The organism is Pseudomonas sp. R45(2017), from assembly GCF_002112305.1.
Lineage (GTDB): Bacteria > Pseudomonadota > Gammaproteobacteria > Pseudomonadales > Pseudomonadaceae > Aquipseudomonas > Aquipseudomonas paraglycinae.
On record NZ_NEHH01000006.1, the window covers coordinates 272751 to 288085 of the forward strand.

At 62.3% G+C, this 15335-nt stretch carries 14 protein-coding genes; 5 read left to right on the forward strand and 9 right to left on the reverse strand.

Translation table 11 applies throughout. The features are described from left to right. Positions 1–12: 12 nt before the first annotated feature. Both CAF74_RS16155 and CAF74_RS16160 read right to left on the reverse strand, forming a co-directional pair. Positions 13–987 (reverse strand): D-glycerate dehydrogenase, encoded by a 975-nt coding sequence (locus CAF74_RS16155; RefSeq protein ID WP_085746979.1) that lies wholly within the window; start codon positions 985–987, stop codon positions 13–15. Positions 988–1600: 613 nt separating this feature from the next. Continuing rightward, positions 1601–2569: a LysR family transcriptional regulator gene (locus tag CAF74_RS16160; protein ID WP_085608127.1), complete on the reverse strand. Its 969-nt coding sequence runs from the start codon at positions 2567–2569 to the stop codon at positions 1601–1603. Positions 2570–2751: 182 nt separating this feature from the next. On the opposite strand from CAF74_RS16160, the gene CAF74_RS16165 reads away from it, so the two are divergent. The 4 genes from CAF74_RS16165 to CAF74_RS16180 are packed head-to-tail and all read left to right on the forward strand — an operon-like array spanning position 2752 to position 7537. Further along, entirely contained in the window at positions 2752–4263 is a 1512-nt protein-coding gene (locus tag CAF74_RS16165; RefSeq protein WP_085746980.1) for an efflux transporter outer membrane subunit, read from the forward strand. Between the two features lie 10 nt (positions 4264–4273). Beyond that, on the forward strand, positions 4274–6466 hold the full coding sequence (locus CAF74_RS16170) for an FUSC family protein (RefSeq protein ID WP_085746981.1): 2193 nt from the start codon (positions 4274–4276) through the stop codon (positions 6464–6466). Continuing rightward, on the forward strand, positions 6456–6656 hold the full coding sequence (locus CAF74_RS16175) for a DUF1656 domain-containing protein (protein WP_003221811.1): 201 nt from the start codon (positions 6456–6458) through the stop codon (positions 6654–6656). Before CAF74_RS16170 ends, CAF74_RS16175 begins: the two co-directional genes overlap by 11 nt. 17 nt (positions 6657–6673) lie before the next feature. Further along, on the forward strand, positions 6674–7537 hold the full coding sequence (locus CAF74_RS16180) for an HlyD family secretion protein (RefSeq protein ID WP_085746982.1): 864 nt from the start codon (positions 6674–6676) through the stop codon (positions 7535–7537). Positions 7538–7581: 44 nt separating this feature from the next. Here CAF74_RS16180 and CAF74_RS16185 read toward each other — a convergent pair whose 3' ends face one another. Both CAF74_RS16185 and CAF74_RS16190 read right to left on the reverse strand, forming a co-directional pair. Further along, complete coding sequence (locus tag CAF74_RS16185) at positions 7582–7980, reverse strand: DUF4440 domain-containing protein (RefSeq protein WP_085746983.1); 399 nt, start codon at positions 7978–7980, stop codon at positions 7582–7584. Then, positions 7977–9347, reverse strand: a complete 1371-nt coding sequence (locus CAF74_RS16190) for an MFS transporter (RefSeq protein ID WP_085746984.1) — start codon at positions 9345–9347, stop codon at positions 7977–7979. The genes CAF74_RS16185 and CAF74_RS16190 overlap by 4 nt, the downstream gene beginning before the upstream one ends. Before the next feature lie 109 nt (positions 9348–9456). On the opposite strand from CAF74_RS16190, the gene CAF74_RS16195 reads away from it, so the two are divergent. Continuing rightward, positions 9457–10338, forward strand: a complete 882-nt coding sequence (locus CAF74_RS16195) for a LysR family transcriptional regulator (protein ID WP_085746985.1) — start codon at positions 9457–9459, stop codon at positions 10336–10338. 132 nt (positions 10339–10470) lie between these two features. Here CAF74_RS16195 and CAF74_RS16200 read toward each other — a convergent pair whose 3' ends face one another. The 5 genes from CAF74_RS16200 to CAF74_RS16220 all read right to left on the reverse strand — a co-directional run bounded on the left by CAF74_RS16200 (position 10471) and on the right by CAF74_RS16220 (position 15332). Beyond that, a complete protein-coding gene (locus tag CAF74_RS16200) occupies positions 10471–11295 on the reverse strand; it encodes an SDR family oxidoreductase (RefSeq protein ID WP_085746986.1) in 825 nt (274 codons plus the stop codon). A gap of 36 nt (positions 11296–11331) precedes the next feature. Further along, entirely contained in the window at positions 11332–11796 is a 465-nt protein-coding gene (locus CAF74_RS16205; protein ID WP_007957299.1) for a hypothetical protein, read from the reverse strand. Positions 11797–11933: 137 nt separating this feature from the next. Next, positions 11934–13385: a mannose-1-phosphate guanylyltransferase/mannose-6-phosphate isomerase gene (locus tag CAF74_RS16210; RefSeq protein ID WP_011332549.1), complete on the reverse strand. Its 1452-nt coding sequence runs from the start codon at positions 13383–13385 to the stop codon at positions 11934–11936. A 102-nt stretch (positions 13386–13487) separates the two neighbouring features. Continuing rightward, positions 13488–14144 carry an alginate O-acetyltransferase AlgF gene (locus tag CAF74_RS16215; RefSeq protein WP_064593524.1) on the reverse strand — a complete coding sequence of 219 codons (657 nt, stop codon included), beginning with the start codon at positions 14142–14144 and terminating at the stop codon, positions 13488–13490. A 15-nt stretch (positions 14145–14159) separates the two neighbouring features. Then, positions 14160–15332: an alginate O-acetyltransferase gene (locus CAF74_RS16220; protein ID WP_085746987.1), complete on the reverse strand. Its 1173-nt coding sequence runs from the start codon at positions 15330–15332 to the stop codon at positions 14160–14162. Positions 15333–15335: the final 3 nt, after the last annotated feature.

The window sequence follows — 15335 nt, forward strand, 5'->3', positions numbered from 1 at the left end:
CCCCTTTTTTTGTCAGCCTTTCCAGACCTGCGGATTGACCAGATCCTGCGGTCGCTCGCCGAGCAGGGCGCTGCGCAAATTGGCCAGTGCGCGGTTGGCCATGGCTTCGCGGGTTTCATTCGTCGCCGAGCCGATGTGCGGCAAGGTCACTGCGTTTTTCAGCTGGAACAGCGGCGATTCGGCCAGCGGTTCTTTCTCGTAGACGTCGAGGCCGGCGCCGCGAATGCGGTTGTTTTGCAGGGCTTCGATCAGTGCCGGCTCGTCGACCACCGGGCCACGGGAGATGTTCACCAGAATCGCGTCCGGCTTCATCAGTGCCAGTTCACGATGGCTGATCAGGTGGCGGGTCTTGTCGCTGAGCGGCACCACCAGGCAGACGAAATCGGCTTCGGCCAGCAGTTGGTCAAGGCTGCGGAACTGCGCGCCGAGTTCCTGTTCCAGTTCGGTCTTGCGGCTGTTGCCACTGTAGATAATCGGCATGTTGAAGCCGAAGCGTCCGCGACGGGCGACGGCGGCGCCGATGTTGCCCATGCCGACAATGCCCAGGGTCTTGCCGTGTACGTCGCAACCGAACAGTGGTGCGCCGACGCTGGCCTGCCATTGGCCGGCCTTGGTCCAGGCGTCCAGTTCGGCGACGCGGCGGGCGCTGCTCATGATGAGGGCGAAGGCCAAGTCTGCGGTGCTTTCGGTGAGGACGTCCGGGGTGTTGGTGAGCATGATCCCGCGTTCGTTGAAGTAGGCGAGGTCGTAGTTGTCGTAGCCGACGGAGACGCTGGAGACCACCTCGAGTTTGGCGGCGTTTTCCAGTTGGGCCTTGCCGAGTTTGCGACCGACGCCGATCAGGCCGTGGGCGTGGGGCAGGGCTTCGTTGAACTGGGCGTTGATGTCGCCGTTTTTCGGGTTGGGGACGATGACATCGAAGTCCTGTTGCAGGCGTTCGATCATGGGGGGGGTGATGCGGCTGAAGGCCAGGACTGTTTTTTTCATTGGCATTGGGCTCGGGCTTGGCGGCTGGTGTGATGCCAAGCAAGCTAACATTTCTGTTTTGGGTTGTCTTGGCGGCCTTTGGGCCGACCAGGTTCTTGGGGTTTTGGGTGAATATCCGTTGCTGCGGTAACGGCTTCTTAGGGTTTCGCCCTTACGGCGAGTCACTTTTTTCAAACGCCCGGAATGCCGGCCCAGAAAAAAGTAACCAAAAACGCTGGGCCCCGGCGTTCGGCACCTCGCTTTGGCTCGGTGTTCCTTCGTTCCGGGATTCATCCGGGGGCATCGCCTACGGTTTGCTTCGCTGCACCTCCTCTCGATGCATGAGGCTGCGCCGCACGGTCGCTGCGCTCCCACCCCCGGATAAATCCCTCCACTCAGCCTGCCGAAGGGGCCGGCACGTCAAAAGCGGTACTCGAGCTAACGCTCATCGTGTTGAGTGGTGGGAAGCCAAAGCAGAGACGGAATGTGTGCTTTTTTAAAACCCGAATTCACCTCGGTGTGTCATATCGGCGTACTTCTCCCAAACAACTCGGTCGGTCCCCTCTCCCTTGGGAGAGGGCTAGGGTGAGGGGTTGGCGCCCTCCGTATTCCCCCATTTTTCAGACCGGCCAACTCAATTCGCCACCCGCACCCCCGCCAGACTCCCACTCATCTCATAAGCCGCCAACTCCGCCTGATGCCCCGCCAATATCTCCGGCAACGATCCACGCAGGTATTCAACCCAGGTCTTGATCTTCGCATCCAGGTACTGCCGCGACGGGTAGATCGCGTACAGGTTCAGTTCCTGCGAGCGGTAGTTGGGCATGACCCGCACCAGCGAGCCATTGCGCAAGCCTTCAATCGCGGCGTACACCGGCAAAACACCGACACCCATGCCACTGGTGATCGCGCTTTTCATCGCGTCGGCGGAGTTCACCAGGAAAGGTGAGCTGTTGATGGTGACCATTTCCTGGCCGTCAGGGCCGTCGAAGGCCCATTTTTCCAGGGGGATCACCGGGCTCACCAGGCGCAGGCAGGCGTGGTTCAGCAGGTCGCTGGGTTTTTGTGCACAGCCGTTGGCTTTTACGTAGGCCGGGGAGGCGCAGACGATGCTGTAGGTGATGCCCAGGCGTTGCGAGACGAAGCCCGAGTCCGGCAGTTCGCGGGCGAGGACGATGGACACGTCGTAGCCTTCGTCGAGCAGGTCCGGCACGCGGTTGGCCATGGTCAGGTCGAAGGTCACGTCGGGGTGGGTCTTGCGGTAGCGGGCAATGGCGTCGATCACGAAGTGCTGGCCGATACCGGTCATGGTGTGCACTTTCAACTGTCCGGCCGGGCGGGCGTGGGCTTCGCTGGCTTCGGCTTCGGCCTCTTCGACGTAGGCGAGGATCTGCTCGCAGCGCAGCAGGTAGCGCTTGCCGGCTTCGGTGAGGGCGATCCGGCGGGTCGTGCGGTTGAGCAAGCGGGTTTGCAGGTGGGCCTCAAGGTTGGAGACCGCGCGCGAGACGTTGGCGGTGGTGGTGTCGAGTTGCACGGCGGCGGCGGTGAAGCTGCCGGCTTCGGCTACACAACTGAAGGCGCGCATGTTTTGCAAAGTGTCCATGGGGTGCTCTCAAGGGAGATGGCAAATTGTGACACGAAGTTTCAGGGGCTGAGACCCCCGACCAAGGGATTATCTCGTTAACGGTAACAAAGATTCACAGGATTCCCAGCTTATCGCCGTCATGGCACCCCCCTAGAATTGCGCCCACCTCGAAACATCTCCCACCTCAGGAATTCGCAGCAGTGCCGCGTCGCATCAACAGAGCGCTTTTGCCGCTCAGTGTTCTGGCTCTTTCGTTAGGTCTCGGCGGCTGCATTGGAACCGGAGGAATTGCCCCGCAGGGCAAGGCTCTGGAGGCCAATGAACTGGCCACCGACGAGGCCATCGCCCACGCCGCCCGTGACGCAAACTGGCCCACCGCCCAATGGTGGCAAGTCTACGGTGACCCGCAACTCAATCGCTGGATCGACCTTGCCGTGCAAGGCAGCCCGACCCTGGCCATGGCCGCCGCGCGCGTGCGTCAGGCCCGGTCACTGGCCGGTGTCGCCGAAGCCGCCGAGTCGTTGCAGATCAATGGCGAGTCGACCCTCAAGCGCCACAACTGGCCGACCGACCAGTTCTACGGTCCCGGTGAGCTGGCCAACAGCACCACCTGGGACAACAACGCCGCGCTGGGTTTCAGTTATGCCCTCGACCTCTGGGGGCGTGAAAGCAACAGCACCGAGCGGGCCGTCGATCTGGCGCACATGAGCGCGGCCGAGGCGCGTCAGGCGCAGCTCGAATTGCAGAACAACATCGTGCGCGCCTACATCGAGCTGTCGCTGCATTACGCCCAGCGCGACATCGTGGCGGCGACGCTCAAGCAGCAACAGCAGATTCTCGAGCTGGCGCAGAAACGCCTGAACGGCGGAATTGGTACGCACTTTGAAGTCAGCCAGGCCGAAACCCCGCTGCCGGAAACCCATCGGCAACTGGATGCACTGGACGAAGAGATCGCTCTGAGCCGCAACCAGATCGCGGCATTGGCCGGCAAAGGCCCGGGCGCCGGTGCGCAGTTGCAGCGTCCGACCCTGTCCCTCGGCGCGGCGTTGAAACTGCCGTCGGCATTGCCCGCCGAACTGCTCGGCCAGCGTCCCGACGTGGTCGCCAGTCGCTGGCAAGTGGCGGCGCAGGCGCGCGGGATCGAGGTCGCGCATGCCGGGTTCTACCCCAACGTCGATCTGGTCGGCAGCCTCGGCTACATGGCCACCGGCGGCGGGGCGCTGGAGTTCCTGACCGGCAAGAAGCTCAACTACAACGTCGGGCCGGCGATCTCGCTGCCGATCTTCGACGGCGGGCGACTGCGTGCCGAACTGGGCGAAGCCTCGGCGGGTTATGACATCGCCGTCGCGCATTACAACCAGACACTGGTCAATGCGCTGAAGAACATCTCGGACCAGTTGATCCGCCGCGAGTCGATGGACAAGCAGCAGACGTTCGCCGCCGAATCGGTGGCCACCGCGCAGAAGACTTACGACATCGCGATGATCGCCTACCAGCGCGGCCTCACCGATTACCTCAACGTGCTTAACGCCCAGACCCTGCTGTTCAAACAGCAGCAGGTCGAGCAGCAGGTGCAGGCGGCGCGCTTGAGCGCCCATGCGGAACTGGTGACGGCATTGGGCGGTGGCCTTGGTGCGGGTAAAGACGTGCCGACAGCCGAACAGACCGCTGCACCGAAAACCCCGGCCCTTCTTCAAGCCCTCGACCACTGAGCAAGACTTAATGACTCCCTTGCCCGCACCTTTGCGCTGGCTCTACTCCCTGGAATGGCGCCGGGGTTTCTTCGACTGGGCGCGCAGCGATGGCGTGACCTGGGTCTACATCTTCAAGGTGTTGATTGCCGCGTTCCTGACCCTGTGGCTGGCGATGCGCCTGGAATTGCCGCAACCGCGCACGGCGATGATCACCGTGTTCATCGTCATGCAGCCGCAAAGCGGTCAGGTGTTCGCCAAGAGTTTCTATCGCTTCCTCGGCACTCTGGCCGGGTCGGCGATGATGGTCACGCTGATTTCGCTGTTCGCCCAGAACACCGAACTGTTTCTCGGTTCGCTGGCGATCTGGGTCGGCATCTGCTCGGCCGGCGCCGCCCGCTGCCGCAACTTCCGCGCCTACGGTTTTGTGCTGGCCGGTTACACCGCTGCGATGGTAGGCCTGCCGGCGCTAGCCCATCCTGACGGCGCGTTCATGGCGGCGGTGTGGCGAGTGCTGGAAATCTCGCTGGGGATTCTCTGCTCGACCCTGGTCAGCGCCGCGATCCTGCCGCAAACCGCCAGCGCGGCGATGCGCAACGCCTTGTATCAGCGCTTCGGTGTGTTCGCCCTGTTCGTCACCGATGGCCTGCGCGGGCGCAGCAAACCGGAGTCGTTCGAGGCCAGCAACGTACGCTTCATCGCCGAAGCGGTGGGGCTGGAAGGACTGCGCAGCGTGACCGTGTTCGAAGACCCGCACATGCGTCGGCGCAACGGTCGACTCAGTCGCCTGAACAGCGAATTCATGGGCATCACCACCCGTTTCAACGCCTTGCACCAGTTGCTCGAACGCCTGCGCCGCAACGGCGCCGACCATGTGGAAGCGGCAATCAAACCGGGTCTGCAGGACCTGGCCGAAGTGCTCGACGGCTTCAGCGGCCGCGCCCTGACCAGTCCGGACGCGGCGCGTCTGGTGCTGGCGCTCGCGGCTTACAAGGAAGGCTTGCCGGCGCGGGTGCGCAGCCTGCGGGCGATCTTCCAGGAGAGCGAGCCGAGCGACGCCGAACAACTGGATTTCCACACCGCATACGAGTTGCTCTATCGCTTCGTCGATGACTTGCACAGTTATGCACAGACCCATGCTTCGCTGGCCGATCACAGCCACGAACGCGAGCGCTGGGACGAACCGTTCACCCCGCAAACCAGTTGGTGGGCGGCGGCAGCTTCGGGGATTCGTGCCGCATTCATTCTGGTCGTGCTCGGCAGTTACTGGGTCGCCACCGCGTGGCCGAGCGGCGCCACCATGACCCTGATCGCTGCCGCCACTGTTGGCCTGTCGGCGGCGACACCGAACCCGAAACGCATGGCGTTTCAGATGGCGTGCGGTACGTTCCTCGGGGCGTTGATCGGCTTCGTCGAGATGTTTTTCATCTTCCCGTGGATCGACGGTTTTCCGCTGCTGTGCGTGATGCTCGCGCCGGTGATCGTGCTCGGCTCGTTCCTCGCTTCGCGACCGCAATATGCCGGTGTCGGCCTCGGTCTGCTGATCTTCTTCAGCACCGGTTCGGTACCGGACAACCTGACGATCTACAACCCCTACACCTTCATCAACGACTACATCGCCATGGTCATGGGCATGCTGGTTTGCGCGGCGGCGGGCGCGATCATTCTGCCGCCGAACAGCCGCTGGTTGTGGCGGCGACTGGAGCAGGACCTGCGCGGGCAAGTGGTGTACGCGATCAGCGGCAAACTCAAGGGCCTGGCGTCGAGTTTCGAAAGCCGTACCCGCGACTTGATGCATCAGGCTTATGGCCTGGCAGCCGGTCAGCCGTTGGTGCAGAAAAACCTGCTGCGCTGGATGTTTGTGGTGCTGGAAGTCGGCCACGCGATCATCGAGTTGCGCAAGGAACAGGCGATCCTGCCGGTGCATCCGGCGTATGCCGAATCCCAGCCATGGCGTCAGGCGATCCGGGTCATGGGGCGTTCGCTGGTGCGGCTGTTCCTGCAACCGAATTCGAGCAATCTGGAACGCGCGCTGGTCGCGGTCGATCACGCGATCAGCCGGGTTGCCGCCACTGACGAGCCGTTCGCACCGCACTTTGATACCTCGGCGCTGCGTCGGGTGAAGAGTTATTTGCACTTCATCCGCACCTCGCTGCTCGACCCGCAATCGCCACTCGCTGCCTACGCCATCGCCAAGCCCGAAGGACTTGCCCATGCCTCGTGAAATCGCCTTCCACGGTGTGTACATGCCGACCATGACCCTGATGTTTTTCGTCGCTGCGGCATTGGCCTGGGCGCTGGACCGGTTCCTTTCGGGGTTCGATCTGTACCGCTTCTTCTGGCACCCGGCGCTGCTGCGCCTGAGCCTGTTTACCTGTCTGTTCGGCGCCATGGCGCTGACTGTCTACCGTTGAGTCTGAGAATTGTCCCGATGAAAAAGTTTTTCAGCCTGCTCGCGACCCTGCTGGTGCTGGCCCTGGCATTGTGGATCGGCCGCACGTTGTGGGAGCACTACATGAACACGCCGTGGACCCGCGACGGCCGGGTGCGCGCCGACATCATCAACGTCGCGGCCGACGTCACCGGTGAAGTGGTCGACGTGCCGGTACGCGACAACCAGTTGGTGAAGAAAGGTGATCTGCTGATGCAGATCGACCCCGAGCACTACCGCCTGGCGGTGAAACAGGCGCAGTCGCTGGTGGCTTCGCGCAAGGCCACGTGGGAGATGCGCAAGGTCAACGCCCATCGCCGCGCCGACCTCGACAACCTGGTGATCTCCAAGGAAAACCGCGACGACGCCAGCAACATCGCCGACTCCGCACTGGCCGATTACCAACAGGCCCAGGCGCAACTGGAAGCCGCCGAACTCAACCTCAAACGCACCGAGGTACGTGCGGCGGTGGACGGCTACGTGACAAACCTCAACGTGCATCGCGGCGACTACGCCCGCATCGGCGAAGCGAAAATGGCCGTGGTCGACATGAACTCTTTCTGGGTCTATGGCTTCTTCGAAGAAACCAAACTGCCCCACGTGCGCGTTGGCGACAAAGCCGACATGCAACTGATGAGCGGCGAAGTCCTCAAGGGCCACGTGGAGAGCATTTCCCGCGGCATCTACGACCGCGACAACCCGGAAAGCCGCGAGCTGATCGCCGATGTGAACCCGACCTTCAACTGGGTGCGTCTGGCCCAGCGAGTGCCGGTGCGGATTCACATCGATGAAGTGCCGGAGGGTGTGCTGCTGGCGGCGGGGATTACCTGCACGGTGGTGGTGAAGCAGGACGCTGCCGAGTAATCCTTTGGCGAGGGAGCAGGCTCCCTCGCCATAACCGGACGGTGTCAGCCCTGGCAAAACGTCTCGTGCAGATGCCGCCAGATCACCCGCCCGGATTCGGTTTTTTCAAACACCACGGTTGAACGTCGATCCGTGTGCAACCCGCTCGCATCGGTCTGCTGTTCGCGATAACTCACCGTCGCGCCGCCTTCATGCAAGGCAATCCCGCGAAGCTCGTCGAGCTCGATCCTGAACCCGCTCTTCTTGCCGCCCGCCATTTGAAACAGCGCACGCAAGGCCTCGAAATCCAGCACTCGCCCCAGTGGCGTCATCATGGAAAACCGGGGCGAAAACCGCGTCAGCAATCGCTCCAGTGCGGCCTCTTCTTCCTCCACGGCAAACCATCGTTCGATGGCCTCATGGGCCTGGATCACTTCGTCAAAATAGTCGGCGTAGTCAGTCATGTGGATTTTTCCTGAAGGTGAGGTGAGCGCAGAAGGGCGAGTAATTTTGTCGAGTCGAAACGCAGCACGGCGGCTATCGGCAACAGCGTGAGCAGTGCAGCGGCGAGAAAGCAGTATTTGAATCCGCTGGCTCCCAAGGCGCCAAGCAATGAACTGAGCAGTGCCGCGCCGAGGCAGAAGCCGAGCTGGCGGTTGATATTCCACAGAGCGCTGGAGTGGCCCATTTTCTCCGGCGTGATGCCGACAAATGCCAGAGTCTGCGCGGTGACACTGCACAGACTGCCGCCCAGTCCCATCAGGGCATAGGCGAGGATCAACGGGCCGCTGGCGGGTTGATCGATCTGCATCAGCACGACGATGCCGAGGCATTGCAGCAGCATGCCGACAATCAGCAACGGCTTGGGACCGATCCGGTTGAAGCTGCGTTTACCCAGCATGATCGCCACGCCCGAGGCCGCCGCCCAGGCCAGCATCAGCGCCCCGGTCTGTGCTGCGCCGAAACCGAGATCGTGCAGGTACAACACGGCAATCATGTTGGTGCCGGTAAAGATGCCGGGCACGAACAGATAGATCAGCATCGCCAGGCGCAATGACGGGTTCTTGATCAGTTGAAGATCAAGGACTGCACCCGGTTTGTTCCAGCCATCGCGCTGGTAGATCCACAAGGTGATGACGCTGAGCAGCAGGACACCGCCCGCGAGATGTCGGGTTGCGGGGGCACTCGCCAGACTGACGGCCATCAGCAACAGACTCAGCGCTGCCACCGCCAGCAGCAGGCCGCGGGCGTCCAGTGTCGGGCGCTCACTCGCTGCCTGATCCGCTTTCAACCAGAGCAGGCCCAGGCCGAAAGCGAAAAGCGCCACCGGCATGTTCAGAAGGAAAATCCAGCGCCACGACAATGCCTCAACGATCAAGCCTCCAGCCGCCGGCGACAGGGCCGGCACCATCAGCGCCACCAGCAAAACCACACCGGTGAAGTGCGCGCGTTGTGTCGCCGGAAACTCCCGATAGGCCAAGGCCTGACCGACCGGCAGCAGTAACCCGCCACCCAGCCCTTGCAGCAGTCGCCAGCCGATCAGGCTTTCAATCGACCCCGCCTGAGCGATAAGCCCGGAGGCAATCCCGAACACCAGCAACGAACCAAGGATCAGCCGCCGCTCGCCCACCCGTGCAGCCAGCCACACGCTCATCGGAATGATCAGCGTCAGCCCGAGCATGTAGGCGTTGGTGATCCAGGCCAGTTGCGTCACCGAGGCGTGCAACTGCGCCGCGATGTCCGGGTAGGCGATGCTCGCGGCGAACATGTTCAGCAGGTCGAGGGCGAACCCCAACAGATACACCAGCGCGACTTTCGAGCGATAGGCCATTGCAGCTTCCCTGTGATGAGGCGTGCAGGGTAGGGCGCTGGCGGCAATAGAAATACGCTGGTTTGGCTGCTAGTTTGTCAAAATTATTTTGACGGGGAGCGCTGCGAACATGGTCAGCCTGGATCGATTCGATACCTTCAAAGCCGTGGTCGAGGCCGGCTCGCTGACCGCAGCCGCCGATACGCTGGGACAAACGCGGGCGGTGGTGAGCTTCAACCTCAAACGGCTGGAAGAAGAGTTGGGCGTCACCTTGCTCACCCGCAACACCCGGCAACTGGCCCTGACCGATGCCGGCGAACGTTTTTACCGACGCTGTCTGCGCACGCTGGACGAAGCACGGTTGGCCATCGAGGAAGCGCGTTCGGAGCACTCGCAACTCAAGGGCACCCTGCGCATCACCACGACCGTGGAGTTCGCGCTGGCTCAGGTGGTGCCGGCGCTGGAGGTGTTTCGACAGCAGCAACCGCAACTGAACATTCACCTGTCCACGTCCTCGACCCATGCCGATCTGATCTCCGAACGCTTTGACATGGCAATTCGTCTGGGCCGCATGCACGACTCCAATCTGCGGGCGGTGCAGTTGTCGACGTTCGAGGTGTTTGCAGTGGCGGCGCCGGGTTTGATCGAGCGATTTGTGCCGGTCGATACGCTGGCGGTGCTGGAGTCGATGCCGACGCTCGGGCATGGGCGAGTGCCGGAAATGACGGTCAGCGACCCGGCCGGCACCGAGCATGTCTACCAGCCAAAACCGGGAACCACTGCCATTGTTGCCGACAACTCTGCGACCCTGCGTGCCTTTGCATTGACCGGGCAAGGCGTCGCGATTCTGCCGCAGTGGCTGATTCAGGAAGACCTCGACGCCGGTCGGTTACAGCGTTTGCTGCCGGATTACCGCTTCGCCCAGCAAGGGGTATACGCGTTGTACCCGGACACCCGGCACCTGCCGTTGAAGGTGCGGGCGTTCATTGATTTCATGAAAGGCTGGGGGTGAAGCTCTGCGGTGTCTGCACTGGCGCCATCGCGGGCAAGCCACGCTCCCACAGGTTTAGCGTGGCATTCAGATATCCAGTACGACACAAAAACCTGTGGGAGCGGGCTTGCCCGCGATGGGGCTGACGCGGTTTCAGAGTTGCCCGCGCAAGCCGAAGCGCTTCATCAACGTTAATTCCAGCAACCCTTTCGGCAGCAACGTCGCCAGCAACGGCAACGCCCGGCTGCCATTGCCGATGCGGATCAGGCGTGGCGGCTTGCTCTGCTGCACAGCCTTGAGCAGCTCGGCAGCAAATTCGCTGGCCGGGGTCGGTTTGTCCTGCGAGGCCTTGGCCCGCGCCCGAATGCCTTCACGCAACGGAAACCACGGCGATTGTTCGTTGATCAGTTGTTCGGCTTCATGCCCGGCATTCTTGGCGAAGCTCGATTGAATTGCCCCCGGCTGCACTTCCATCACGCGAATCCCGAACGGCGCCAGCTCCATGCGCAACGCATCGCTCAACGCGTGCACCGCCGCTTTCGACGCGCAATAGGCGCCGGCAAATGGCGTTACCAGCACCCCGGAAACACTGCCGATATTCACCACCAGGCCCTTGGCCCGGCGCAGTACCGGGAACAGCGCACGGGTCACGCCGACAATCGAAAACACGTTGGTTTCGAACTGGCGCTGCATGGCCGGAACGCCGCCGTCGAGCAGCGGCCCCATGGCGCCGTAACCGGCGTTGTTGATCAGCACATCGAGGCCGCCATGTTGCTGGTTGATCCGTTCGGCGAGTTGTTCCAGCGCTGCGCTGTCATTGACGTCGAGCTGCACCGCCGTGAACCCGGCCGCACCGAGTGTCGCGACATCTTCAGCCTTGCGCGCACTGGCCCAGACCTCGTAACCGGCGCTTTTGAAGGCATCGGCGAGGGCGCGGCCGATGCCGCTGGAACAACCGGTAATCAACGCAACGGGCATGGCGCTTTCCTTGTGCAAAAAGAGTGGGAGAGGGGATCAGTCGGAGAAACTACCCTGCAATCGCTCGGCGCGAAACTCCAGGGTCTGCGGGCGATAACCGGGACGCAACGGCGGCATCGGCAGACAGTCTTCCCAGTTGCCGCCGGGCTGCAATTCGCCGGGGCCGCGATAGCGCGGGGCGGCGTATTGATTGTCGGCCAGGTTCACGGTGTCGCCCGGCGCGTACGCCGCGATGCGCCAGCGCAGTTCGGTCAGCGGCACGTCGTTGCCGTTGTTCATCTTGAGCAGCAGCGGGCGGTCGGCGGGGCAGTGTTCGGGGGCATAGACGATGCGCAGTTCCAGGCGCGCCAGTTGCTTGACCTCGCGGTTGTCCAGCCACACCACCCACATCGCCACCAACCCGAGGCCAACGGCGGCGGCCATGGACACCGGCAAGGCCTTGGCCGGGTAGCGCAACAGCAGGATCAGCCAGGTGATGACCAGCAAGACGCCGATGAACATGTCGCGAAACCTCGTGGGCAGGGAAGGTTCATCCTACCTAAGCCTGGAGGCGGTTGGCGAAAAAAAAGCCCCCGCCGAACCCGCTGCGGATAGGGGACGCAGCGGGCTGGACGGGGACTTCTTGTTTTACGGAACGCTTACTGCGCGATGGTTTTCACCGACACGCCGCGTTCGATCGGGGTAGAGCGACCGTAGATATCTTCGAAGCGCTCGATATCGTCTTCGCCCAGGTACGAGCCCGACTGCACTTCGATGATTTCCAGCGGGATCTTGCCCGGGTTGCGCAGGCGATGCACCGAGGCGATCGGGATGTAGGTCGACTGGTTTTCAGTGAGCAGAAACACGTTCTCGTCGCAGGTCACTTCGGCGGTGCCGCTGACCACGATCCAGTGTTCGGCGCGGTGGTGGTGCATCTGCAGCGACAGGCACGCGCCCGGCTTGACCGAGATGTGCTTGACCTGGAAGCGGCCACCCATGTCCACCGAGTCGTACGAGCCCCACGGACGGTACACCTCGCAGTGGTTCTGGGTTTCGCTGCGGCCTTGGGCGTTGAGGGTGTTGACCATCTGCTTGACGCCCTGAACCTTGTCCTTGTGGGCGATCATCATGGCGTCCTTTGTTTCGACGACGACGATGTTTTCCAGACCGATCACCGACACCAGTTTGCCGTTGCCGTGGATCATGCAGTTCTTGCTGTCCTGGATCACCACGTCGCCCTTGCTGACGTTGCCGTTGGCGTCCTTTTCGTTGACCTCCCACAGCGACGACCAGCAGCCAACATCGCTCCAGCCGGCAGTCAGCGGCACCACGCAGGCGCGCTGGGTTTTTTCCATCACGGAATAGTCGATGGAGTTGTCCGGGCAGCAGGCGAAGGTGGCTTCGTCCAGGGTGACGGTGTCGGCATCCTGCTGGCTGCGTTCGAGGGTCAGCAGGCAGGTGTCGTAGATGTCCGGATCGTGCTTTTTCAGCTCTTCGAGAAAGCGGCTGGCGCGGAACAGGAACATGCCGCTGTTCCAGTAGTAACCGCCGGATTCGACGTACTCGGTGGCGCGTTTGACGTCGGGTTTTTCCACGAAGTGCGAGACGCGGCTGACGCCTTCCGGCAGCAGCGAATCGCCGGTGGACTTGATGTAGCCGTAACCGGTTTCCGGTTTGGTGGCCGGTACGCCGAACAGCACCATCTCGCCGTTTTCGGCGGCGACGGTGGCCAGGGCCAGGGCGCGTTGCAGGGCTTTCTGGTCTTCCAGAACGTGGTCGGCCGGCAGTACCAGCATCAGTTCGTCGCGACCTTCATTGACCAGCATCATCGCGGTCAGCGCCACGGCCGGCGCGGTGTTGCGACCGAACGGTTCCATCAGGATCCGCTGGCATTCCAGATTGCGGCTGGCCAACTGCTCGTTGACGATGAAGCGGTGATCCTTGTTGCAGACCACGATCGGGGTGTCCATGCCTTCGAACACCAGACGCTCGAGGGTTTGCTGGAACAGTGTGTGTTCGCCGGTCAGGGCGAGGAACTGCTTGGGAAACTGCTTGCGCGAAAGCGGCCAAAGACGTGAGCCGCTACCACCTGACAAGATCACCGGAATCATATTGTTTACTCCTAAAAATGCAGTTGGGAGCTGCAAGCTGCAAGCGGCGAGTTAGAAGCACTTCACTTGCAGCTTGAGGCTTGTAGCTGATAGCTCGAGCGATTAGCGAGTCGACACCGGGCGTTTCACCCAGACTGGCGACAGGTTGCTGCCGTTGCCGGTGACGTACAGCACGGCTGCTTCACCGCGCTCCAGGGCGACCGGTTTCACGTCGCCGACTTTCTTGTCACCTTCGTACAGCGCCAGGCTGACTTTCACCGGGTTGATTTCACGCTCGCCACGGCCCTTGGCGGCGACGTTCGGCACCACGTCGGTCTTGCCGTCGGCGGTCTTCAGGGTCAGCGACTTGTCGCTGAGGTTCTGCACGCGCACCAGGGATTTCTGCTTGTTCTTGAACGGTGGTTCTTCGATCAGTTGCGGCGCGCCGGAGGCGTTGTTGACCAAGGTGTAGTAATGGTCACCGGCGAGTTTCACCGGCAGGGTCTGGCTGCCGACCTTGGCGCTGTAGTCGCCGCCCGGCATGAAGCTGAAGTCGCTGCTGGCCAGCGGCGCGACGTCGCTCAGATTGGTGCTGCCGACGGTGGCGCTGACTTCAGCGTTGCTGGCGTTGTAGACGCGCACGAAGGTCGAGCCTTTCGGTGCAGTCGGGCCGTACAGCGCAGCGTCGCCACCGGCGAAGGCCTGGACCGACAGCACGCTCAGACCGGCAACCAGAGCGAAGCGTTTGGCGAGACGACGAGGAGTTGTAGTGAAAGTCATGGTGTTACCTCTCTTTCAGTTTTGCGCCCGATCGGGCGTCTCGGATTTAGTGTTGATGGCTACGTTTTGTTGGCGCGCGCCGGCTTGTTTGAGCTCTGCGACCCACTGCGGGTCGGCGTCGCCGATTTCGTTGTTCACAGGCAGATATCGTTCAGGAAACTCCCAGATCAGCACCTGTGGCGGGCTGTTCTTGAAGTCATCGCTTTTCAGGTAGCTGAGCATCGGCAGGATCGGGCCGTGGCCATCTTCGGCGTAATTGACCACGTCGCTGTGCAGCGCTTGCTTGAGCGCACCGACGAAGTTCCAGTTCGGGTTTGCGCTGTAGCTGGTGCCGATCAGGGCCACCGGCACTTCGCTGTTGGCGAACAGGGCGTCGTCCCCGGCAGGTTGCTCGACGGCCACGGTGTTGCGCTTTTGCAGCGGTTCCTTGGCCGGCATCAGGTTTTCGAACAGCGGATCCAGCGGCAGGAACAGACGCAGGTCGCCCTTGTGTGTGACCTTCTCCGCCGGGGTGGTGACGAAACGCTGCGGCTCGCCGCTGAGCGGGAACTTGTCGGCGATGGTCCTGGCCAGGGTGTTGGCGGCGATTTCCGCGCCTTCCGGGGTCCAGTGGGTGTCAGTGCGCAGGAACACTTGCTGACCGTTCTGCTTGGCCGCTTGCAGCGGGCCGAGCAGGTCGGGGGCGAGGATCTTGTCCGCCGCGACACGGGCGTGGAAGTCCTGATAAAGGTTGGCGTGGATGCTTGCCGGTTTCACTTCACCCAGGTGTTCCGGGTACAGGCGAGCCTTGGCCGGCACGATCGCCATCACCAGTTTTACGCCTTTCTCTTTCAGGGTCTGGCGCACACCTTCGACCAGCGCATAGTTGCCTTGCAGGTTCAGCTCTTCGTTGACGATCGGGTTGAATTCCTCATCGCTGTACAACCACTGATCGCGGCCGAGCACCACGCCCGGACGACCTTCGTTGAACAGTTTGAAATCCAGCGCGGCCCAGAGGTTGGTGCCCAGACGCTTGATCGGGAATTCGTCGTCGTAGTGGGTTTCCACGGCTTTGGTCCAGCGACCGTTGAGCACCGTCGCATCGGCGTTGGTGCTGAAGCCGAAGAAGCTGCGCACCGACCACAGACCGAGCACCAGCAGGGTCACCAGAAACAGCGCGATGTAGAAAATGCGTAATGAGCGGGTCATGTC

What these genes read in the sequence shown, in the direction of transcription:
- CAF74_RS16155 (WP_085746979.1), bottom strand. Translation starts at nt 987, where the DNA reads ATGAAAAAAACAGTCCTGGCCTTCAGCCGCATCACCCCCCCCATGATC.
- CAF74_RS16160 (WP_085608127.1), bottom strand. Translation starts at nt 2,569, where the DNA reads ATGGACACTTTGCAAAACATGCGCGCCTTCAGTTGTGTAGCCGAAGCC.
- CAF74_RS16170 (WP_085746981.1), top strand. Translation starts at nt 4,274, where the DNA reads ATGACTCCCTTGCCCGCACCTTTGCGCTGGCTCTACTCCCTGGAATGG.
- CAF74_RS16175 (WP_003221811.1), top strand. Translation starts at nt 6,456, where the DNA reads ATGCCTCGTGAAATCGCCTTCCACGGTGTGTACATGCCGACCATGACC.
- CAF74_RS16180 (WP_085746982.1), top strand. Translation starts at nt 6,674, where the DNA reads ATGAAAAAGTTTTTCAGCCTGCTCGCGACCCTGCTGGTGCTGGCCCTG.
- CAF74_RS16185 (WP_085746983.1), bottom strand. Translation starts at nt 7,980, where the DNA reads ATGACTGACTACGCCGACTATTTTGACGAAGTGATCCAGGCCCATGAG.
- CAF74_RS16190 (WP_085746984.1), bottom strand. Translation starts at nt 9,347, where the DNA reads ATGGCCTATCGCTCGAAAGTCGCGCTGGTGTATCTGTTGGGGTTCGCC.
- CAF74_RS16195 (WP_085746985.1), top strand. Translation starts at nt 9,457, where the DNA reads ATGGTCAGCCTGGATCGATTCGATACCTTCAAAGCCGTGGTCGAGGCC.
- CAF74_RS16200 (WP_085746986.1), bottom strand. Translation starts at nt 11,295, where the DNA reads ATGCCCGTTGCGTTGATTACCGGTTGTTCCAGCGGCATCGGCCGCGCC.
- CAF74_RS16205 (WP_007957299.1), bottom strand. Translation starts at nt 11,796, where the DNA reads ATGTTCATCGGCGTCTTGCTGGTCATCACCTGGCTGATCCTGCTGTTG.
- CAF74_RS16210 (WP_011332549.1), bottom strand. Translation starts at nt 13,385, where the DNA reads ATGATTCCGGTGATCTTGTCAGGTGGTAGCGGCTCACGTCTTTGGCCG.
- CAF74_RS16215 (WP_064593524.1), bottom strand. Translation starts at nt 14,144, where the DNA reads ATGACTTTCACTACAACTCCTCGTCGTCTCGCCAAACGCTTCGCTCTG.
- CAF74_RS16220 (WP_085746987.1), bottom strand. Translation starts at nt 15,332, where the DNA reads ATGACCCGCTCATTACGCATTTTCTACATCGCGCTGTTTCTGGTGACC.